The organism is Tardiphaga sp. 172_B4_N1_3, assembly GCF_052076035.1.
In the GTDB taxonomy this organism is placed as follows: Bacteria; Pseudomonadota; Alphaproteobacteria; order Rhizobiales; family Xanthobacteraceae; genus Tardiphaga; species Tardiphaga robiniae.
Genome location: NZ_CP197238.1, coordinates 103890 through 125247 on the forward strand (window position 1 = coordinate 103890; position 21358 = coordinate 125247).

Below are 21358 nucleotides of genomic sequence, written 5' to 3' on the forward strand. Positions count from 1 at the left end.
TGTGACAACTCACGTCCACGAACTTTTACTCGGTGCAACGAGCAGCCACGAAATCCTGGAGAAACCCAGGTCCGATGCCCGACGACTCATAAAATGGGGAGCCTTCCTTTTAGCGATTCAATTCGGCGGATTCGGCCTTTGGGCTACATTCGTCCCGCTGCGCAGCGCCGTCATCGCTCCCGGTATCATAAAGGTCCAATCCAAGCGGAAGGCGGTGCAACATTTCGACGGTGGGATATTGAAGACCATTTATGTCCGCGAGAACGAGCAAGTCGAGGCCGGTCAGATCGTTGCAAAACTCGATACGACCCAGGTTGAGGGAAGCCTTGGCGTATTAGAGACAAAATTGTTTGCTGATCTCTCGCTGGATGCACGGTTACTCGCTGAACAAATGCAGTCCACCGCTATTTCATTTCCTGACGAATTACGGAATTCTCCTCGCCCCGAAGCAAAGACGGCAATTCAGACCCAGGAGACGGAGTTCGCGACGCGATCAAGTGCATTGACCGGCGAGCGGAAATTGATCGATCAGCAGACCCGACAACTCATGGAAACGGCCCATGGCCTCGAAAACAGCAGGACAAGCCTGCAAGAGCAACTTCAGTTTCTTCAGGAAGAAATACGAGATACAGCATCGCTATTGGAAAAAGGGCTCGCACGAAAGCCACGCGTACTTGCGTTGAAGAGGGCGGAAGCGGACATGCAGGCCCAACTCACGCGCAATCTGACCCAGCAAGCAGAAACACGCGGGAAAATCGCAGAACTCGTCGATCGTGGAAAACAGCTGGGTCTCAACCAAAGTCAGGATATCGCAAAACAGAGTCACGCAACGCGAGAATCGATCGGCGATCTCAGACATCGGATTGGCGCATTGCGTGAACAACTGGCGCGGACTGATTTACGCGCACCGGAGTCGGGACGGGTTGTTCGCCTCAACAGCAGGGAATTGAACACTGTGTTAGCGCCTCGAGAGACACTCATGGAGATCGTGCCCATCGAGGATCGCCTCGTCATCGAGGCATCGCTGCGGCCGCAGGATCGCGAGGAAGTCATGGCGGGGCAGAACGCTCGTATCCGCATCATTGCCCTCAACATTCGCCGCCGACCCATGCTGGAAGGCCAGGTGACTGCTGTCGCGGCGGATGCGTTCACTGACACGAAGAGCGGCGTCACATCCTACATGGCAGAAATTGATTTGCAGCGATCACCGGAGGTCGAACCTCATCTCACGACTTTGAAGCCCGGCCTTCCGGTCGAAGTCTTTGTTGAAACAGGCATAAGAACATTTGCGGAGTACTTAATTCAGCCGCTGCGCCTACGCGTCCACCGTGCCTTCCGGGAGAGTTGACGCCTTGGCGGAATATTGAACACACAAATTCTTTGGGAGGCATTTATGCAGCAAGGATACCAACAGGAAAACGACCGCTCTGACACCATCGGCTCACTGGCCTTCAGACTTCGAGCTACTCCGGCGAATCCATTGCCCCGCCCCAGCCGCAATTCCAGTGCGCCACAAAACCTGTGGTTTGCGCGATCCTTAGCCCGACTGCTCGAATGCAAACGCTGCTACGCTGCGTTCTTGTCTCCAGAAGGAGATCTACTCGATCAGACTTCAGTTGGATTACCCGCGCCCAGTCCCGCATCGGATGCGTTGGCGAGATCCATCTCGGAGACTTTCAACGGAGACGGCAATTTCATATATCAGTCGTCTACGTCGCCAAACGGATTTGCACGCCGGCTGATCGGAACGCGCCCGGTCTACGGGCACCACTCGGTCATTGGACGTGTATGTACGGTCTCTGGGGATACTGCCATCTTTATTGCGGGATGGTGGCAGGTGCAGATTCCTGACGCAGAATTCGCTACCGCTAGGCGCGCGATCGAGCTCCTATGGGATGCGGTCGCTGATCTGACAAAGACCACACTGCAGTTTCATCAAATGTGGCTGGATGACATTGAGTCACCCGCCCTGACCATTGACGAAAATCTGATCGTTCGGAGCATGAACAGCGGGTTTCGGCGACTTGTCGGCGAAGGTGTCATCACTCTCGACGGTGGTACGCTCTCGGGATCGACCCCCCTCATCACCACCCAGCTCAGGGACGCTGTTCGAGCCGCTATCATTTCGGATCCAAACCAAAAGAACGTCGGATCGACCGTGCTCATCTCGCAAGAGGAGCAGCGATTTTTGTTTGCTGTGATCGGTTCAATCCCTGGAAATACCGATCCCAATCTTGCTCTCATCTACGTTCCTCAATTCAATGAGGAGGCCGGTGCCCAGCGCATTGCTCTCGCGTTTGGCTTGAGTTGGGTGGAGGCGCGGATTGTTCGCTGTATTCTCCGCGGGCGCTGTCCACGCGCCATCGGATTGGAACTTGGTTTCACGGAAGAAACCGTACGGACTTACATCAAACGCGTCATGCTGAAAGTTGGAATCAATCGCCAATCGGAATTTTTCGTTCTGCATAGTCGAACATTCTCACCGTTCAAGTTGCGACAGCCCGGGGCACCCTACATCACCACATCTTCATCCATGTAAAATCGTGGAGTTCCCGCGGGCATCCAGACGTGATCAGATGGCGCATCGGCAACAGATTGGGATATTGTTAGCGCTGCCCCTCGTTATAGGAATATCGCACGCGGCGACTGCTGGAGATTTGATCATACCGTTATCGTGCGACATTGGTCGCACGTGTTTCATCCAGAATTACGTAGACATCGACGATAGTCCCTCGGCCAAGGACTACATGTGCGGGACATTGACCTATGACGGCCATAACGGCGTCGATTTTCGATTAACGTCACATGGCGGACAGCAGAAGCCGGTTCACGTCGTCGTAGCCGCCGAGGGCACGGTGCTGCGAACTCGCGATGGCCTTGCGGACAGCCCTGTGAAAGGCGACAGGCGCGATGCAGCCAAAGGAAATGAATGCGGCAATGGCGTTGTTGTCAGACATTCCGGAGATCGCGAAACCCAGTACTGCCATATGGCCAAAGACAGCATCTTGGTAAGAGCTGGAGATACAGTCCGCGCCGGCCAAGTTCTCGGTGCCGTCGGCATGTCGGGGCTAACTGAGTATCCGCATCTACACTTTATTGTGCGGCGAGAAGGGAAGGTCATCGATCCCTTTGGAGCAGGCTTGATGCCTGGCGCTTGCGGCAGTCATACTGAAAGTGAATGGACGGACGATGCTCGGGTTCGTCTGGCCTATTCACCGCGCGCAGTCTTGAACTTCGGATTCGCTACCGAAGCAGTCACGAACGATATGATCGAGGTTGACGCTGTCTCTCAGCGCAAGCCAACTACGAAATCTGAAGCCCTTGTCGTTTATGTTCGGACAATTGGCTTGAAGACGGGCGACGAACAGTCACTGACGCTGCGCGATCCCGACGGCAGGATCATCGCCGAGAAGGGTCCAGTTGCAGTTGCGCAAAATCAGGCCCAGACGCTTCTCTTCATCGGAAAAAAGCGGTCCACCGAACCTTGGCCAGGCGGAGTATATTCCGCGACATATATCGTCGGGCGTAACGGCGCGCCGATGTTGAACCAGGTATTTCGTCATGATCTGCGTTAGCGGGTCCGTTTTCTATCACGCCTCGACATTCATCTGTACACCTGCGTCGCTCTCTCAGGAGGTGGGCTCTCTGGCGGGTGCCTCCGAAGATTTCTGAAAATAATCCTTGACGCTGTTTTCGAGGAGATTATATTCCATTGCATCCCGTCCCACTTTGAGGGGCGTTGCCAGGGACGCTTGTTAGCGCGGGGCGGGATGTGGCGCCTGCGGGCGGGAGGGAGACGTTCCCTCACGCACTCGGGAGGCCTTGGGTCACCGTCCGGCCCCACTACGGGGGTCTGCCACTCATGCTGGCTGGACGTGGCATTGGTGAACGGCGGGAAACCGTCGGGATCAGCGGAGTGCGGAGCTCTGCGCCTTTGCCCGGAAGAACGGTCCCGGGGACAGAAATCGCCACGATGGAGCGTCGAAAGGCGTTTCCGCGGCCTCTGCTGTCCGGCGATCCGGACACTACGCTGCGGCACTGTACCCAAGTCGCGCCTTTCGGCGCTTCATCTCCCTCATTCTTGAGGGAGACCCCCGGGACTGCCACGCACGCGCTCAGGCGCGGGCAAGGACGGCGCGTGGCCGTCACCCAAGTCACTCATATCCAGTCATCATCGTCACAACGGGAGTTCACATGATCATCTCGCAACACGACGCCTGGCATCTCGCGCAGCGCGCCAGGGACAAGAGCGACCTGGCGGCCAAGCGGCTGTCGGATATGATCGTCGCCGCCTGCATCGAGGAGATCGAGCGCGGCAATGCGAACATCCTTCGCACCTATCGCACTTGCGTCATCAAGGCCTGTCGTCGTGCGCACCATTGCACAGGCAGTCGGCCGATCTGTCTGCTGTTTCAACGACGGCGCGTTTTGAATGCAGAGCAACAGCAAGCGATGCTGGACGAAATGTATTGGCGCGTCCTGGAGGCGCTCGTCGCCAGCGAGGCGGCGTGATGGATTTGTTAACCGGCATCGCGCGCTGCGGCGGCGCTACCGTGACACCGCTTGCGGGGTCCGTTAGTGTCGCCCGCAACAGAGCGCGGCGATGCGCGCTCATAGCCGGGGTTTTGCGACATGCGCGCACTGACGATCACGACGCTTCCTGCCTTGCGCCCGCGCGGCATCGCGCTCGCTGTCATCGCGGTGCTGGCGCTGCTCGATATCACGCTGCTGGTGGCGCGGAATTGCCGAGCGTGCCCGTGCTGCAGAAGGTCGGCTTCGACATGGAGTCCGCCGGCTTCAAGGCGCGCTTCGCCAACGATGCCGCAGGGAAGGCGGCCTTAAGCAAATTGCCGGCCTATCGCTTCGTCGTCCACAATACGCCGAACGGGCCGCGCTATCTCTATGCCGACCCCGCCAAATGCATGTGCACCTTCGTCGGCAATCGCGACAACTATCTCAACTATCAGGATATCCTGCGCCGTGGCCTGCCGCAGGCGGATTACGTAGCGCCGGATTACAAGACGCAGGCGAGTGCGCTGCTATCGGACGATCCGATCGCGTCGGACCAGATCGACTGGCAGCCCGACAGTCTCGCGGATGCGTTCCGGGATTATTACTGATCTCGATCTCTCCCCGCCTGGCGAAGCTTGGCTTCGATCGGCGGGGAGAGATCAGAACATCAGCCGTCGATCTTGCCCGCGATGATCGGGCCGAACAGCTCCCACTTCTCGCCCTTGAAGCGCTGCATCTGCAGCTGCTCGATCGGGTAGAAGTCGGTGGCCGAGGTCGAGATGGTCACGCCGGGCAGCAATGTGTCGGGCGCGAATTCCTTGAGGTTGGCCGCTTCCTTCATGATATTCGCGCGGGTCAGGTTGTCACCGGCCTGCTTGAGCACCTGAACGATGGTCTGCGCCTGGCCATAGCCATAGACGACCGAGCCGTCGCTCCTGTCCATGGTGGGCGCATATTTGGCGAGGAAGGCGTAGAATTTCTTCATGCCCTCGTCATTGTCCCAGCTGGAATCGGCGCCGTCCTTGGCGTAGTTCGCCGACAGGATGCCCTGGGCGATCTCATAACCCGCCGGCTTCATCACGCCGCCGACCGAGGAGCCGACATTGCTCTGGATGAAGGTTGGTTTCCAGCTGAGCTCCGCCACTTTCTTGATCGCCTGCGCAGCGAATTTCGGCGTGGTGAAGCTGACGAAGGTGTCGGCATTGGTCGACTTCAGCTTGACGATGTGGGACTCGATGGTCGGCTCCGACACTTCATAGCTTTCCTCGGCGACAATCATCGATGCCGCCTTGGCGCCGAGACCATCCTTCAGACCCTTCAGCATGTCTTTGCCGAAATCGTCGTTCTGGTACATGACCGCGATCTTGGCGTCGGGCTTTTCCCTCAGCAGATAGGCCGCATAGATCCTGGACTCGCTCTGATAGGCAGGCTGCCAGCCCATGGTCCAGGGGAAGTCCTTGTAGTCGCCGAACTTGGTGGCGCCGGTGGCCACGAACAGCTGTGGCACTTTCTTGGCATTCATGTATTTCTGAATCGCGGAATTCGACGGGGTGCCGAGCGAGCTGGCGATGAACAATACTTCGTCCGACTCGACGAGCTTGCGGGCCTGCTCAACGGCCTTCGGCGGCGAGTAGCCGTCGTCATAGGTGATGTAATTGATCTTGCGGCCGTTGATGCCACCCTGATCGTTGATCATCTTGAAATAGGCTTCTTCCATCTTGCCGATCACGCCATAGGCGGATGCGGGCCCGCTATAGGGCATGATGTTGCCGATCTTGATCTCGGTATCGCTGGCGCCGGTGTCGTATTTTTTCTGGGCGAAGGCAGTACCGCCAAGGGCCGCACTGAGGGCTGCGGCAACCGTGAACGTCATTGCACGCGAGCTGAACGAAGGCATTTCTGATCTCCCTGATCTCTGGATAAAACCGCGCGTATTCTTGTTTTTGTTGAATGCTGCGGCGCGTCGGATTGAATACTTTTCCGCTGCAACTAGCAAGAAAAAGCCCCTCACGACTTTCGTCGTAAGGGGCTGTTTTATTGGGCATTATCGCTGTCGTTCCGGGGCGTACGCGCGCCTTCGCGCGTGCGAACCCGGAACCTCGTATTGTTCATCACTCATGTCGAGATTCCGGGTCTACCCTTCAGTCGACTTCGTCGCCTTTCGGGCATCCCGGAATGACGGTTGAGTTTACCCGCCGAGCTTGCTGTCGATCGGCGGGCCGAACACGTCCCACTTCTCGCCGGTGAAGCGCATCATGCGCAGCTGCTCGATCGGGTAGAAGTCGGTCGCCGAGGTGTTGATCTTGACGCCCGGCAGCAGCGTGTCGGGTGCGAAGTCCTTCAGGCTGGCGGCCTGTTTCATGATATTGGCGCGGGTCAGATCGTCGCCGGCCTGCTTCAGAACTTGAACCACGGTCTGTGCCTGGCCGTATCCATAAGCAGCCGAGCTTTCGGCCGGATTGGCGAAGGGGGCGTATTTTGCGAGGAAGTCGAGATACTTCTTCATGCCCTCATCGTCCTTCCACTGCGGGTCGATGGCATCCTTGGCATAGGCCAGCGACAGCACGCCCTGCGCGTTGTCGATACCCGCCGGACGCATCACTGCGCCGACCGAGGAGCCGACATTGCTCTGGAAGAACATCGGCTTCCAGCCGATTTCGGCCACCTTCTTGATCGCCTGCGCGGCGAATTTCGGCGTCGAGATCGAGACGAAGATGTCGGCGCCCGAGGCCTTCATCTTGACGATGTGCGAGTCGATGGTCGGCTCGGACACTTCATAGCTGTCTTCAGCCACGATCATCGAGGCCTTCTCGCCGAGACCGTCCTTGAGGCCCTTCAGCATGTCCTTGCCGAGGTCGTCGTTCTGGTAGAACACGGCGATCTTGCCGTTCGGCTTCTCGGTGATCGCGTATTGCGCGAAGATGCGGCCTTCGCTCTGATAGGCCGGCTGCCAGCCCATCGTCCATGGCGCGGTCTTGTATTCGCCGAACTTGGTCGCGCCGGTGGCGACGAACAGCTGCGGGATCTTCTTGGCGTTCAGGTATTTCAGGATCGCGGTGTTCGACGGCGTGCCGAGCGGACCGAACACGAACAGAACTTCGTCGGATTCGACCAGCTTGCGGGTCTGTTCCACGGCCTTGGCCGGGCTGTAGGCATCGTCATAGCTGACGAAGGTGATCTTGCGGCCGTTGATGCCGCCCTGATCGTTGATCATCTTGAAGTAGGCTTCTTCCATCTTCCCGATGATGCCGTAGGCCGAAGCCGGGCCGCTATAGGGAATGATGTTGCCGATCTTGATCTCGGTATCGCTCGCCCCGGTATCGTATTTCTTCTGGGCATTCGCGGAAGTTGAGAAGGCGAGAAACGCAAACGCCGCGCTCGAAAGCGCGGCGGTGCGCAGAAAGTTTCTGCAGTTCATAGGTCCTCAGTGTTTACGTAGTTTGCCTATCAAGCCCTGTGCCAAATAGGCGAGTTGCCTGGCCCCATTCGGGAGCAGGAAGATGATGATGATCAGGATGACGCCGAACACGGCGCCAGACAGACCCTTCGAGACGTGTTCCGCAATATTCGGAACGAAGACGATGAATGCCGCACCGGCGAGCGAGCCGGGAAGCCAGCCGACGCCGCCGACGACCATGCCCAGGAACAGCGCAATAGCGAGCTGGATGGTGTAGCCATCCGGCGCGACGAACTGCACGGCGATGGCACCGAGACCGCCAGCAACGCCGGTGATGCCGGCGCTGACGCCGAAAGCCAGCGTCTTGTAGAGCGAGACGTCCACGCCCATCGCCGAGGCGGCGATTTCGTTGTCACGGATCGCCATCATGGCTCGGCCCGACCGCGACTTCAGCAGGTTGACCGAGAGGATGTAGATCAGGATCGTGACCGCGAGGGTGAAGAAGTACAGCCACATGTCCTGCGACACTTTCAGACCCAGCGAGGCCAGGATTTCCGGTGCATCAGGCTTGGTGACGACAAGGCCCTGCACGCCGCCGGTCCAGTGTTCGAACACGCCGAGCTTCAGGAGCTGCGGCATCGCCACCGCGAGGGCGAAGGTCGCCAGCGCGAGGTAGATGCCGGAGAGCCGAAGCGCCGGCAGGCCGAACAGGAAGCCGGCGATGAAGCAGACCAGGCCAGCCACAGGAAGCGTCAGCGCGTAGTTGACGCCGACATGTTCCATGAGGATTGCCGACGTATAGGCGCCGAGGGCGTAGAACGCGCTCTGGCCGAGCGAGAACTGGCCGCTGGCGCCGGTCAGGATGTTCAGTGCGAGAACCGCGATGGCGTAGATCAGCCACATCGTCATCTGGAAGATGATGAAGTTCTTCACGAACAGTGGTGTGACGATGAGCAGCGCCAGGATGATCAGCGATGCCAGCGGGCCGAGCGCCATTGCCTTTTTGGGAACGGCAGCGACCGCGGGAGCGGCGGAGACGTCTTGAACGGTGCTCATGATCAAACTCGCTTCACGATGGCACGGCCGAACAGGCCATTGGGTTTGACGACCAGCACGGTGATGATCAGCGCCAGGGCGATGGGCAGTTTCAGCTCATTGCCGACACCCGGGATATAGGTGCCGACGAGGTTCTCGAAGACGCCGACAAGGAACCCGCCAATGACAGCACCCAGTGGGCTCGTGAGCCCGCCGACGACGGCCGCGGCAAATCCGTAGATCAGCACGCCGCCCATCATGTTGGGCTCGAGGAACACGACGGGGGCAATCAGCATGCCGGCGATCGAACCGATCGCGGCCGCCATGCCCCAGCCGAGTGCAATCATCCATGACGTGTTGATGCCGACCAGCCGCGCCGATTCAGGCATCGACGCCGCTGCCCGCATCGCAAGGCCCACGCGGGTGTAGCGGAAGAAGATGAACAGCAGGACGAGCAGGATGATCGTCACGCCGATCATGCCGGCCTGATGCGTCGAGATCAGCTGGCTGCCCAGGAAGGGCGACGAGCCGAACGGCGAGGGAAACTGCTTGATGGTGAAGTCCCAGGTCAGGCCCGCGACGCTGTTGATGATGGCGAACAGCGCGATGAAACCGGCGACGTGGGTCAGCACCGGCGCCTTGGCGAGGGGCTTGAACAAAGCCCGCTCGATGACGATGCCGCCGACAAAGGAGAAAATCAGCGTCAGCGCGAATGCGCCCCAATAGGGTATGCCCCACTGCATCATCTGCCAGGCGACGAAGGTCGAGAACATCGCCATTTCGCCCTGGGCGAAGTTCAGGTGGTCGATCGCCTGGTAGATCATGACCACGGCGAGCGCCATACAGGCGTAGATCGCGCCGGTGGCGATGCCAGCCAGGACTTGGTTGGTAAAGAGTTCCATGGCCGCCCCCTCAATATCCCAGATACGATTTACGGACGTCTTCGTTGTTCGCGATCTCGTCGGCGGTGCCGGACATCACGATGCGTCCTGTTTCGATGACATAGGCCTTGTCGGCGAGCTCGAGCGCGAGCTGCGCGTTCTGTTCGACGACAAGAATGCTGACCTTGTCCTCGCGGTTGATCTTGCCAAGGATCTTGAACAGATCCCGCACGATCAGGGGCGCAAGGCCGAAGGACGGCTCGTCCAGCAGCATCAGGCGAGGACGCAGCATCAGCGCGCGGGCGACCGCGAGCATCTGCTGTTCACCGCCGGACAGCGTGCCGGCCTGCTGGGTGTGGCGCTGCTTGAGCACCGGGAAGTGGGCATACATGCGCTCGATGTCGTCATCGATCGCCTTGGTGTCCTTGCGGCTGATGGCGCCGAGCTGCAGGTTCTCTTCCACCGTCATGGTGGTGAAAGTGCCGCGGCCCTGTGGAACATGGGCAATGCCCAGCCGCACGATGCTTTCGGTCGACTTGTTGTCGAGCTTCTTGCCCTCGAACTCGATCGAGCCTGTGGAGCGGATCATGTTGCAGATCGAGCGCAGCGTGGTGGTCTTGCCGGCACCGTTGGCGCCGAGCAGGGTGGTGAGGCTGCCTTCCTGCAGTTCGAATTCGAGGCCGTGCAGTGCCTGGACCTGGCCGTAATACGCACGCAGGTCTTTTACGTGAAGCATCGCGGTCATGAGTCTTTGTCTCCCAGATAGGCCTTGATCACAGCAGGGTCTTTCTGGACGGCAGCAGGTGTGCCTTCAGCGAGCTTCTTGCCGAAATTCAATGCGACGACATGGTCGGCGATCGACATCACGAGACCCATGTGATGCTCGACCAGGAGCACCGTCACGCCGCGATCGTCGCGGATGCGGCGGATCAGGTCGCCAAGAATGTAGACTTCCTCATGGTTGAGACCGCCTGCGGGCTCGTCGAGCAGCAGGATCTTCGGTTCGGCGGCGAGCGCACGCGCGAGTTCGACGCGCTTCTGCGTGCCGAACGGAAGACCGCTGACGATCGTATCGGCAACGCTGTGCAGATCGAGATAATCAAGGATGTCGTTGACGTCCTTGTTGATCGCAGCTTCTCCACTCCGAACCCATGGCAGCTTCAGCGAATCGCTGATGATGTCGCTGTTGGTGCGCGCATGTTTGCCGACGCGGACATTGTCACGCACGGTCAGGTTCGGAAACAGCGCAACATTCTGGAAGGTGCGGCCGATGCCGATCTCGGAAATCTTGTGGGCCGGACGATTCAGGATCGTCTGGCCGTCCATCAGGATATCGCCCTTGCTCGGCTGGTAGAGCCGGCTGAGGCAATTGAACAGCGTGGTCTTGCCGGCGCCGTTCGGTCCGATGAGGCCGAGGATGTGACCCTTCTGCATGTCGAACGAGACGCCGTTCAACGCGATGATGCCACCGAACACAACGCTGACGTCGCGAACTGAAAGCAGCGGCGCCGTCGATGCGACGGGCGCGCGCTCTGCGAGTTGTGCCTGTGTCATGTGCGGCGTCCCTCGATCGTCGGTTGCGGCGAAGTCTTGCGCAGGTCACGACGATGAAGGCTGTCAGAGCCCTTCAACAATGCGTGCAACTTTCCCTCCTGATTTGATTTTTTTGCTGTCGAGTTTTTTGGATTGTGGTGCAGCTGTTCCCCCGAGCGCCGCTTCGATGTTTCTTACCATCGCCAATAGCCGAGGTCCAATATCGTTGAGCAAGCGCTCTTCCGTGAAACGGAACGCGGGCGCGCCGCAATTAAAGGCATAAGGACCGGTGCCGTCATTCAATGTCATTGCGACACCGGCAGCGTGCACATCGTCCTGCCACTCGCCAGCCGAGATGACGAAGCCGTGGCGCGCGACCATTTCGCCTGCGCGCTCAAGCCCGTCGCGCATCTTCGACCAGCGATGTCCGTAATGTTCGCGAAATTCGCGCAATAATTGGGCACGTTCTTCCGGCGGCAACGCCCAGAAATAGGCGCGGCCCATCGCCGTGGTTGCAATGGGGATGCGCGAGCCGACGTCGAGTTGAACGCCGACAGTGAGACTGGAGCGGCTCTGCCCGAAATAGATCATGCTCAATCGATCGCGCGCGCCGACTGCGCAGGCGCCGCCGGTCTGCCGCATCAATTCGTCGCGAAATGATTCCGAGAGATGCTTAACGCCTAAGTTCGCAAGTGCAGCATACCCCAGGGCCATGGCTGCTGGCGCGAGTTGATACTTCTCGAAGCGTGGCACAGGTGTAAGGTAGCCCAACTTCGTGAGTGTGTAAGTCAATCGCGAGATGGTTGGCTTCGGCAATTTGGTGCGGGCGGCAATCTCCTGATTGCCGAGAAGCCCGTCATTGGGGCGAAATGCACGCAAGACATCCAGGCCGCGAGCCAATGCGACGACGAAATTGCGATCTGTCGCCACATTCTTCGCTGGACGTTTCATGCTTCCCAAAATTTGGTTTTGTCAGTTTCATACGATTGCACCACGGCCCTCGTTGACAAGGGACGCTCTTCAAAATAACCCTCCGTGTCAAGATGTGGAATTAAATTTCGCAGTGCGAAACTAAGAAAATCAGACCGGTAAACGTAGCCAAGGAGAATGCCGTGAGCGATGTCGTAAAGCTTGAACGTCATGATGAAGTCGCCATCGTCACGATCAACTCTCCCCCTGTAAATGCGCTGAGTGCGGCGGTTCGCCGCGGCATTTTTGAGAACGTCAAAACGGCCGCTGCCGATCCTGCCGTGAAGGCGATCGTCATCGCATGCGCAGGCCGTACCTTCGTTGCCGGCGCCGACATCACCGAATTCGGCAAGCCGCCGCAGTCGCCCGGATTGAGCGAAGTCATTGCGGAAATCGAGAATTGTTCCAAACCGGTAATCGCCGCAATCCATGGCACCGCGCTCGGCGGCGGCCTCGAGCTCACGCTCGGCTGTCATTTCCGCGTGGCGACAAAAGAAGCCAAGCTTGGTCTGCCCGAAGTGAAGCTCGGCCTCCTGCCGGGTGCCGGCGGAACGCAGCGCCTGCCGCGCGCAGTCGGTCCTGAACTCGGCGTCAAGATGGTCGTCACCGGCGATCCGATCAGCGCTGCTGAAGCCTTGAAGAACGGTCTGATCGAAGAGATCGTCGAAGGTCCGGCCTCGGGCGCAGAAGCCTTCGCGCGCAAGGTGATCACCGAAAAGCGTCCGCTGCGCCTGCTGCGTAACGACGATTCCAAGCTCGCCGCCGCTCGCGCCGATCGCACCATCTTCACCAACGCCGCCGCAGCCGCCAACAAGAAGAACCGCGGCATGAATGCGCCGCTGGCCTGCGCCGAAGCCGTCAGCTGGACGCTCGATGTGCCGTTCGACGAGGCGCTCAAGAAGGAGCGCGAGATGTTCCTCAAGCTGGTCGCCGACGACCAGTCGAAGGCGCAGCGTTATGCCTTCTTCTCCGAGCGCGAAGCCGCCAAGGTCCAGAACGTGCCGGAAGGCGTCAAGCCCCGTCCGGTCGAGCGCGTCGCCATCATCGGCGCCGGCACCATGGGCGGCGGTATTGCGATGTCCTTCGCCAATGCCGGTATTCCCGTCACGCTGATCGAGACCGGCGAGGAGCAGCTCAAGCGTGGTCTCGGTATCATGCAGAAGAATTACGAGGCGACTGCAGCGCGCGGCGGCATTCCTGCCGATGCGCCGGCCAAGCGCATGGCGCTGATCAACGGCGTCGTTGGCCTTGAGAACGTCAAGGATGTCGATCTGGTGATCGAGGCCGTGTTCGAAACCATGGCGATCAAGAAGGAAGTGTTCACCGCGCTGGATGCCTATGCCAAGCCGGGCGCCATCCTCGCCAGTAACACCTCGTATCTGAACATCGACGAGATCGCAGCTGTCACCAAGCGTCCGCAGGACGTGCTCGGCATGCACTTCTTCTCGCCAGCCAACGTCATGAAGCTGTGCGAAATCGTCCGCGCCGACAAGACCGCGCCGGATGCGCTCGTCACCGCTGTCGCTGTCGCCCGCAAGATCGCCAAGGTGCCGGCCGTGGTCGGCGTCTCCGACGGCTTCGTCGGCAACCGCATGCTCGCGGCCCGCTCCAAGCAGTCCGAGAAGTTGCTGTTCGAAGGCGCGCTGCCGCAGCAGGTCGATGCCGTCGTCACCAAGTTCGGCATGCCGATGGGCCCGTTCGCCATGGGCGATCTCGCTGGCCTCGATATCGGCTGGCGCTCGCGCAAGGATCGCGGCATCACCTCGCCGATCGCCGATGCGCTCTGCGAAGCCGGCCGCTTCGGTCAGAAGACCGGCAAGGGCTATTACAAGTATGAAGCCGGCTCCCGCGCGCCGGTGCCGGATCCGGACGTCGAGAAGCTCATCGACGACACCTGCCGGAGCCTGGGCCTGACCCGTCGCGCCGTCAGCGACCAGGAAATCCTGGAACGCATGATGTATCCGATGATCAACGAGGGTGCCCGCATCCTCGAAGAGAAGGTCGCCTCGCGTCCGAGCGATATCGATGTGATCTGGCTCTATGGCTATGGCTGGCCGATCTATCGCGGCGGCCCGATGTTCTACGCCGATCAGGTCGGCCTCAAGCAGATCGTCGAGCGCCTGCAGTTCTACGCCAAGCAGACCAACGATCCGTCGCTGGAGCCGGCCGCGCTGCTGAAGAAGCTGGCCGATGAAGGCAAGACGTTTGCTTCGCTGGCGAAGGGCTAGTTGTGGTGACGCGAGCACGATGTGCTCCCCTCCCCCTTGCGGGGAGGGGCCGGGGGCGGGGGTCCCCGGGCGACGTCACTTGTGGCTTACCCCCCTCCCTGACCCTCCCCCGCAAGGGGGGAGGGAACATTGGCGCCGTGCGCTCCTTATGTAAGCAGGCCACGCCATGACCCATCCCGGCGAACAGCACTACCCACCGGGCGTCACATGGGACGCCCCGATTGCGCGTGGGTCGCTGCCGGGTCTGCTTGCCGACTCCGTTGCAAAACATGGCGACCGCACCGCCATCGAATTTCGGGATCAGCCGATCTCGTTCAACGATCTGCAGGCGCGTGTCGATATCGTAGCTGCCGCGCTGATGCGCGCCGGCTATGGCAAGGGCTCCTCCATCGGTATCTTCCTCGGCAATACGCCCGATCATCCGGTCCATTTCTTCGGCGGTCTCAAGGCCGGCGCGCGGCTCGTGCATCTGTCGCCGCTCGATGGCGAGATCGCGCTGTCGCACAAGCTCAAGGATTCCGGCGCACGCGTGCTCGTGACGAGCAACCTTGCCGCGTTGCTGCCGATGGCGCTGAAGTTTCTCGACAAGGGCCTGCTCGACAGGCTGATCGTCTGCGAGGACGACGACTGGGGCGCTGTGAACAATCCGCAGCTGCCGCTGCCGGAAAATCCCGCGATTGTCACTTTCCGCATTTTCACCGCGGGCGCCACGCCGCCGGCGCAGTGGCCCGAGATTTCTGCCGATGACGTCGCATTGCTGCAATATACCGGCGGCACCACCGGCCTGCCGAAAGGCGCGATGCTGAGCCACGGCAATCTCACCTCGGCCGTCTCGATCTACAATCTATGGGGCGCGCCGGCACGCGCCGGGCGCAATCGGATCGAGCGCGTCATCTGCGTGCTGCCGCTGTTTCATATCTATGCACTGACCGTGATCCTGCTCGCCCGCATCAGCCTCGGCGACACCATTTCGCTGCATCAGCGTTTCGATGTCAGCCGCGTGCTCGACGATATCGAGAAGAAGAAGGCCACCGTATTTCCCGGCGTGCCCACCATGTGGATCGCCATCGCGGCCGATCCGTCGCTGGAAACGCGCGATCTGTCGTCGCTGGTGTCGGCTGCTTCAGGCGGCGCGCCGTTGCCCGATGAAGTGGCGCGTCTGTTCGAGCGCAAGACTGGCCTGTCGCTGAAGAGCGGCTGGGGCATGACCGAAACCTGCTCGCCCGGCACCAGCCATCCGCCCGGCGGCCTCGACAAGCCGGGCTCGATCGGCCTGATGCTGCCGGGGATCGACATTGACGTTGTGTCGCTCGATGATCCGACCAGGGTGCTCGGTGTCAACGAGACCGGCGAAATTCGCATCAAGGGGCCGAACGTCACCAAAGGCTACTGGAACCGCGCGCAGGAGAGTGCCGAGTCATTCGTCGGCGATCGCTTCCTCACCGGCGATATCGGCTACATGGATGAAGACGGATTCTTCTATCTGGTCGATCGCAAGAAGGACATGATCATCTCCGGCGGTTTCAACGTCTATCCGCAGATGATCGAGCAGGCGATTTACGAACACCCCTCCGTACAGGAAGTGATCGTGATCGGCGTCGTCGATCAGTATCGCGGCGAGGCGGCCAAGGCCTTTATCAGGCTGCGCAATGGCGCAGCGCCGTTCACCATCGACGAGCTGCGCGCGTTTCTCACCGGCAAGCTCGGCAAGCATGAACTGCCGGCAGCTTTGGACTTCGTCGACGACTTGCCGCGCACCGCGGTCGGAAAACTCTCGCGCCACGCCTTGCGCGGGTTGCAACCCACGCCCATCATGAACCAAGAAACAACCTCGCAACAACAAACCGCCTCTGGAGGACCCCGCCCATGACCGAAGCCGTTATCGTTTCCACCGCCCGTACGCCGATCGGCAAGGCCTTTCGCGGCGCCCTCAATGCCACCGAGGGCGCGACGCTGCTCGGCCATGCGATCGAGCATGCCGTCAAGCGCGCCGGCATCGATCCCAAGGAAGTCGAAGATGTGGTGATGGGCGCAGCCCTGCAGCAGGGCGCGACCGGCGGCAACATCGCACGCAAGGCGCTGCTCCGCGCCGGCCTGCCGGTCACGGTTGGCGGCACCACCATCGATCGTCAGTGCGCTTCGGGCCTGCAGGCGATTGCACTGGCTGCGCGTTCGGTGATCTTCGACGGCGTCGAGATCGCGGTTGGCGGCGGCGGCGAGTCGATCTCGCTGGTGCAGAACGAGCATGCCAACAAGTTCCACACCGTCGATCCCGAACTGATGAAGATCAAGGGCGACGTCTATATGCCGATGCTCGACACTGCCGAGACGGTGGCCAAGCGCTACAACATCTCGCGCGAACGCCAGGACGAATATTCGCTGGAGAGCCAGCGCCGCACGGCGGCCGCGCAGCAGGGCGGCAAGTTCAACGACGAACTGGCGCCAATCGCGACCAGGATGGGCGTCGTCGACAAGGCGACCGGCGAAGTCTCGTTCAAGGACATCACGCTGTCCAAGGATGAAGGCCCGCGTCCGGAGACCACTGCGGAAGGCCTCGCCGGCCTGAAGGCTGTGCGCGGCGATGGCTTCACCATCACCGCCGGCAATGCCTCGCAGCTCTCGGACGGCGCCAGCGCCACCGTGATCATGAGCGACAAGCTCGCCGCACAAAAGGGCCTCAAGCCGCTTGGCATCTTCCGCGGCTTCGTCTCTGCCGGCTGTGAGCCGGACGAGATGGGCATCGGTCCGGTGTTCGCCGTGCCACGTCTTTTGAAGCGTCATGGCCTCAAGATCGAGGACATCGATCTCTGGGAACTCAATGAAGCTTTTGCCGTGCAGGTTCTGTATTGCCGCGACAAGCTCGGCATCGATCCGGAGAAGCTCAACGTCAATGGCGGCGCGATTTCGGTCGGCCATCCCTATGGCATGTCGGGCGCACGTCTCGCTGGTCACGCACTGATCGAAGGCCGTCGCCGCAAGGCGAAATATGCCGTGGTCACCATGTGCGTCGGCGGCGGCATGGGCTCCGCCGGCCTGCTCGAAATCGTTCAGTAATTACACATCTGCTCACAAGGAGGATCCGATGGATCTGAGCTTCAGCAAAGAAGAAACAGCATTCCGCGACGAGGTGCGCACCTTTTTCCGCGAAAGCCTCGACCCGGCGGTGCGCAAGAAACTGCAGGAAGGTCATCACACCAGCAAAGACGATCTGGTGAACTGGCAGCGCACGCTCAACAAGAAGGGATGGGCCGTCCCGCATTGGCCGCAGGAATATGGCGGCACCGGCTGGAGCGCCGCGAAGCAGTACATCTTCCTGGAAGAGCTGCAGAAGACCCCGGCGCCGCCGCCGCTGCCGTTCGGCGTCAACATGGTCGGTCCGGTGATCTACACTTTCGGCAATGAGCAGCAGAAAAAGCACTTCCTGCCGCGCATCGCCAATATGGACGATTGGTGGTGCCAGGGCTTCTCGGAGCCGGGCTCGGGTTCGGACCTCGCCTCGCTGAAGACCACGGCGAAGAAGAAGGGCGATACCTATATCGTCAACGGCCAGAAGACCTGGACCACGCTCGCGCAACATGCCGACTGGATCTTCTGCCTTTGTCGCACCGACCCCGATGCGAAGAAGCAGTCGGGCATCTCCTTCATCCTCATCGACATGAAGTCGAAGGGCATCACCGTCCGCCCGATCCAGACCATCGATGGCGGCGTCGAAGTCAACGAAGTGTTCTTCGATGAGGTCGTGGTGCCGGCCGAGAATCTGGTCGGTGAAGAGAACAAGGGCTGGGACTACGCGAAATTCCTGCTCGGCAACGAGCGCGTCAACATCGCGCGCGTCGGCATGTCGAAGGAGCGCATCCGCCGCATCAAGGAGCTGGCGTCCAGCGTGATGTCCGGTGACAAGCCGCTGATCGAGGATCCGCAGTTCCGCCAGAAGCTGGCTGCGACCGAGATCGAGCTGAAGGCGCTCGAACTGACGCAGATGCGCGTCGTCGCGGCCGAAGGCAAGCACGGCAAGGGCAAGCCGGATCCGGCCTCGTCGATCCTCAAGATCAAGGGCTCGGAAATCCAGCAGACGCTCACCGAGCTGCTGCTCGAAGTCACCGGCCCATTCGCACTGCCGTTCATGCCGGAAGGCGAGGGGCAGAACGAGGAGGGCGACTGGGCCTCGCCGATCGCGCCGACCTATTTCAACTACCGCAAGGTGTCGATCTATGGCGGCTCCAACGAGATCCAGCGCAACATCATCGCGAAAGCGGTGCTGGGGCTGTAAGTTTTACCTTCTCCCCGCGCGCGGGGAGAAGGTGGCGCGGACGTAGTCCGCGACGGATGAGGGGGAGCCTCCGCGGGCTCAGAGCACGAGGATCGTCCCCCTCACCCGAAGCCCTCGCTATCGCTCAGGCCTCGACCTCTCCCCGCAAGCGGGGAGAGGTTAGGGAGCCAAGACAATTCACCACGCGCGACCCGCGCGATCCGAGAGAAAAGAAAAATGGATTTTGATCTTTCCGAGGAGCAACGCCTCCTCAAGGACAGCGTCGACGGCCTGCTGAAATCGTCCTACGAATTCGAGGCTCGCAAGAAGTATCGCGCCGAGAAGGGCGGCTGGAGCCGCGACGTCTGGGGCAAGTTTGCTGAACAGGGGCTGCTCGGCCTGCCGTTCTCGGAAGATGACGGTGGCTTCGGTGCCGGTCCGATCGAGACCATGATCGTGATGGAAGCGCTGGGCCGTAATCTCGTGGTCGAGCCCTATCTCGACACGGTGGTGCTCGGCGGCGGCTTCCTACGCCGCGCCTCGGCGGAGCAGCGTGCTGCGCATCTGCCCGGGATCATCGACGGCTCCAAGACCATGGCTTTCGCACAGGTCGAAAAGAACTCGCGCTACGATCTCGGTGATGTCACGACCTCAGCCAAGAAGAACGGTTCGGGCTATGTGCTGTCCGGCGAGAAATTCGTCGTCGGTCACGGCGACACCGCCGATACGCTGATCGTCACCGCGCGCACCGCTGGTGGCCAGCGCGATGCCAAGGGCGTCGGCGTATTCCTGGTGCCCGCCAATGCCAAGGGCGTCGACATCAAGGGCTATGAGACGCAGGATGGCAGCCGCGCCGCCGATATCAAGCTGAACAATGTCGAAGTCGGCGCTGACGCCGCGATCGGCAATGCCGAGGATGGCTTGTCGATCGTCAATCAGGTCGTCGATGACGCGCGCATCGCACTGTGCGCCGAAGCGGTCGGCGCGATGGAAGAAGCGCTGAAGATCTCCGTCGAATACATCAAGGAGCGCAAGCAGTTCGGCGTCGCCATCGGCTCGTTCCAAGCGCTGCAGCACCGCGCAGCCGACATGTTCACCGCGCTGGAAACCGCGCGCAGCATGTCGTTCCTGGCCTCGATGGCGTCGAGCTTCACCGATCTTGACGAACGCACCAAGACGGTCGCCGCTGCCAAGGTGCAGATCGGCCGCTCCGCGCGCTTCGTCGGTCAGGGCGGCGTGCAGCTGCATGGCGGCGTCGGCGTGACCATGGAGTACAAGATCGGCCACTACTTCAAGCGGCTGACCATGATCGAGCAGCAGTTCGGCGATGCCGATTATCACCTGCGCCGCGTCGCGCAGGCGGGCGGGATCACGGAGTAACTCTGCTCTTAACCTCTCCCCGCTTGCGGGGAGAGGTCGGATTGCGAAGCAATCCGGGTGAGGGGGGACTCTCCACGCGCTCATGAACTCGTGGAGAGTCCCCCTCATCCGACTCGAACGCGCTACGCGCATTCGAGCCACCTTCTCCCCGCATGCGGGGAGAAGGAATGCGCCGTCGCTAAAATCAATCAACAACAAGGAGACCGCCCGTGAAAAATCCCTTCGATCTCACCGGCAAGGTCGCCGTCATCACCGGGTCCAGCCGCGGCATCGGCAAGGCCTCCGCGGAATTGCTCGCCAGCCTCGGTGCCAAGGTTGTCGTCTCCAGCCGCAAGGCCGATGCCTGTCAGGCCGTGGTCGATGGCATCAAGGCCAATGGCGGCGATGCCCATGTCATCCCGTGCAACATCTCGCGCCGCGACGAAGTCGAAGGCCTGATCGACGGCACGGTGAAGCACTACGGCCCGATCGACATTCTGGTCTGCAATGCGGCGGTGAATCCCTATTACGGTCCGTTGCTCGATATTGCGGACGAAGCCTTCGACAAGATCATGGGCTCCAACGTCAAGAGCAACATCTGGCTTTGCGCCAAGGCGATCCCGGCGATGGCCGAGCGCGGCAAGGGCTCGGTGGTCATTATCTCTTCCATCGGCGGCTTGCGCGGCTCCACGGTGATTGGCGCCTACGGCATCTCCAAGGCTGCCGACTTCTCCCTGTGCCGCAGTCTCGCCGGCGAATGGGGACCGAAGGGCGTGCGCGTCAATTGCATCGCGCCGGGGCTGGTGAAGACCGACTTCGCGAAGGCGTTGTGGGAAGACGAGGCCAATCTCAAGCGCCGCACCGCAACCACGCCGCTGCGCCGGATCGGCGAGCCCCACGAGATCGCCGGTGCCGTCGCCTATCTCGGCTCGGATTCCTCCACCTTCATGACCGGCCAGACCATCGTCATCGACGGCGGCGTGACGACCGCATCGGTGTGACGTCCTTACCCTCCCCTGAATGGGAGGGTCGATGAACGCGTAGCGTTCGTCGGGGTGGGGTGCCACAGACGCTGTCGCCCGCAGCTTCACCCCACGCCGCCTCTCACCGCGCTGCGCGCGATGATCGCCGACCCTCCCCCTGCAGGGGAGGGTAAGAAATCCCGCGAAACAAACCTCCGGCGGTAGCCACTTGC

General features: G+C 60.7%; 18 protein-coding genes. 11 read left to right on the top strand and 7 right to left on the bottom strand.

Going from position 1 to position 21358, the window contains the following annotated elements; translation table 11 throughout:
- The first annotated feature begins 1 nt into the window (after window position 1).
- From AB7783_RS00510 to AB7783_RS00530, 5 genes are all read left to right on the top strand, one after another.
- Window positions 2–1348, top strand: coding sequence for an HlyD family type I secretion periplasmic adaptor subunit (locus tag AB7783_RS00510; protein ID WP_231077868.1), 1347 nt, complete (start codon window positions 2–4; stop codon window positions 1346–1348).
- A gap of 45 nt (window positions 1349–1393) precedes the next feature.
- Window positions 1394–2539 (top strand): helix-turn-helix transcriptional regulator, encoded by a 1146-nt coding sequence (locus tag AB7783_RS00515; RefSeq protein ID WP_441276486.1) that lies wholly within the window; start codon window positions 1394–1396, stop codon window positions 2537–2539.
- Window positions 2540–2576: 37 nt separating this feature from the next.
- Window positions 2577–3575 carry a M23 family metallopeptidase gene (locus AB7783_RS00520; protein ID WP_120288674.1) on the top strand — a complete coding sequence of 333 codons (999 nt, stop codon included), beginning with the start codon at window positions 2577–2579 and terminating at the stop codon, window positions 3573–3575.
- Window positions 3576–4194: 619 nt separating this feature from the next.
- On the top strand, window positions 4195–4512 hold the full coding sequence (locus AB7783_RS00525) for a hypothetical protein (RefSeq protein WP_441276487.1): 318 nt from the start codon (window positions 4195–4197) through the stop codon (window positions 4510–4512).
- 239 nt (window positions 4513–4751) lie between these two features.
- Entirely contained in the window at window positions 4752–5120 is a 369-nt protein-coding gene (locus AB7783_RS00530) for a hypothetical protein (protein ID WP_441276488.1), read from the top strand.
- Between the two features lie 59 nt (window positions 5121–5179).
- On the opposite strand, the gene AB7783_RS00535 is transcribed toward AB7783_RS00530, so the two are convergent.
- The 7 genes from AB7783_RS00535 to AB7783_RS00565 form a co-directional block, all read right to left on the bottom strand.
- Window positions 5180–6385: an ABC transporter substrate-binding protein gene (locus AB7783_RS00535; RefSeq protein ID WP_231081190.1), complete on the bottom strand. Its 1206-nt coding sequence runs from the start codon at window positions 6383–6385 to the stop codon at window positions 5180–5182.
- 315 nt (window positions 6386–6700) lie between these two features.
- Window positions 6701–7930: an ABC transporter substrate-binding protein gene (locus AB7783_RS00540; RefSeq protein WP_441276489.1), complete on the bottom strand. Its 1230-nt coding sequence runs from the start codon at window positions 7928–7930 to the stop codon at window positions 6701–6703.
- Between the two features lie 6 nt (window positions 7931–7936).
- On the bottom strand, window positions 7937–8965 hold the full coding sequence (locus AB7783_RS00545; RefSeq protein WP_093759247.1) for a branched-chain amino acid ABC transporter permease: 1029 nt from the start codon (window positions 8963–8965) through the stop codon (window positions 7937–7939).
- Window positions 8966–8967: 2 nt separating this feature from the next.
- Window positions 8968–9846 (bottom strand): branched-chain amino acid ABC transporter permease, encoded by an 879-nt coding sequence (locus tag AB7783_RS00550; RefSeq protein ID WP_089261600.1) that lies wholly within the window; start codon window positions 9844–9846, stop codon window positions 8968–8970.
- A 10-nt stretch (window positions 9847–9856) separates the two neighbouring features.
- On the bottom strand, window positions 9857–10570 hold the full coding sequence (locus AB7783_RS00555; protein ID WP_439067372.1) for an ABC transporter ATP-binding protein: 714 nt from the start codon (window positions 10568–10570) through the stop codon (window positions 9857–9859).
- Entirely contained in the window at window positions 10567–11379 is an 813-nt protein-coding gene (locus AB7783_RS00560) for an ABC transporter ATP-binding protein (RefSeq protein WP_093759246.1), read from the bottom strand. The genes AB7783_RS00555 and AB7783_RS00560 overlap by 4 nt, the downstream gene beginning before the upstream one ends.
- Window positions 11380–11442: 63 nt before the next feature.
- A complete protein-coding gene (locus AB7783_RS00565) occupies window positions 11443–12309 on the bottom strand; it encodes an IclR family transcriptional regulator (RefSeq protein ID WP_120288678.1) in 867 nt (288 codons plus the stop codon).
- A gap of 161 nt (window positions 12310–12470) precedes the next feature.
- Here AB7783_RS00565 and AB7783_RS00570 point away from each other — a divergent pair, with 161 nt between their 5' ends.
- From AB7783_RS00570 to AB7783_RS00595, 6 genes are all read left to right on the top strand, one after another.
- Entirely contained in the window at window positions 12471–14555 is a 2085-nt protein-coding gene (locus AB7783_RS00570; protein ID WP_441276490.1) for a 3-hydroxyacyl-CoA dehydrogenase NAD-binding domain-containing protein, read from the top strand.
- Between the two features lie 166 nt (window positions 14556–14721).
- Entirely contained in the window at window positions 14722–16425 is a 1704-nt protein-coding gene (gene pimA, locus AB7783_RS00575) for a dicarboxylate--CoA ligase PimA (protein WP_441276491.1), read from the top strand.
- Window positions 16422–17609 carry an acetyl-CoA C-acyltransferase gene (locus AB7783_RS00580; protein ID WP_089261588.1) on the top strand — a complete coding sequence of 396 codons (1188 nt, stop codon included), beginning with the start codon at window positions 16422–16424 and terminating at the stop codon, window positions 17607–17609. The genes pimA and AB7783_RS00580 overlap by 4 nt, the downstream gene beginning before the upstream one ends.
- 28 nt (window positions 17610–17637) lie before the next feature.
- Window positions 17638–18825 carry a pimeloyl-CoA dehydrogenase large subunit gene (pimC, locus tag AB7783_RS00585; RefSeq protein ID WP_089261586.1) on the top strand — a complete coding sequence of 396 codons (1188 nt, stop codon included), beginning with the start codon at window positions 17638–17640 and terminating at the stop codon, window positions 18823–18825.
- 216 nt (window positions 18826–19041) lie between these two features.
- Entirely contained in the window at window positions 19042–20184 is a 1143-nt protein-coding gene (gene pimD / locus AB7783_RS00590; protein ID WP_441276492.1) for a pimeloyl-CoA dehydrogenase small subunit, read from the top strand.
- Between the two features lie 209 nt (window positions 20185–20393).
- On the top strand, window positions 20394–21164 hold the full coding sequence (locus AB7783_RS00595) for an SDR family NAD(P)-dependent oxidoreductase (RefSeq protein WP_320447125.1): 771 nt from the start codon (window positions 20394–20396) through the stop codon (window positions 21162–21164).
- Window positions 21165–21358 lie beyond the last annotated feature (194 nt).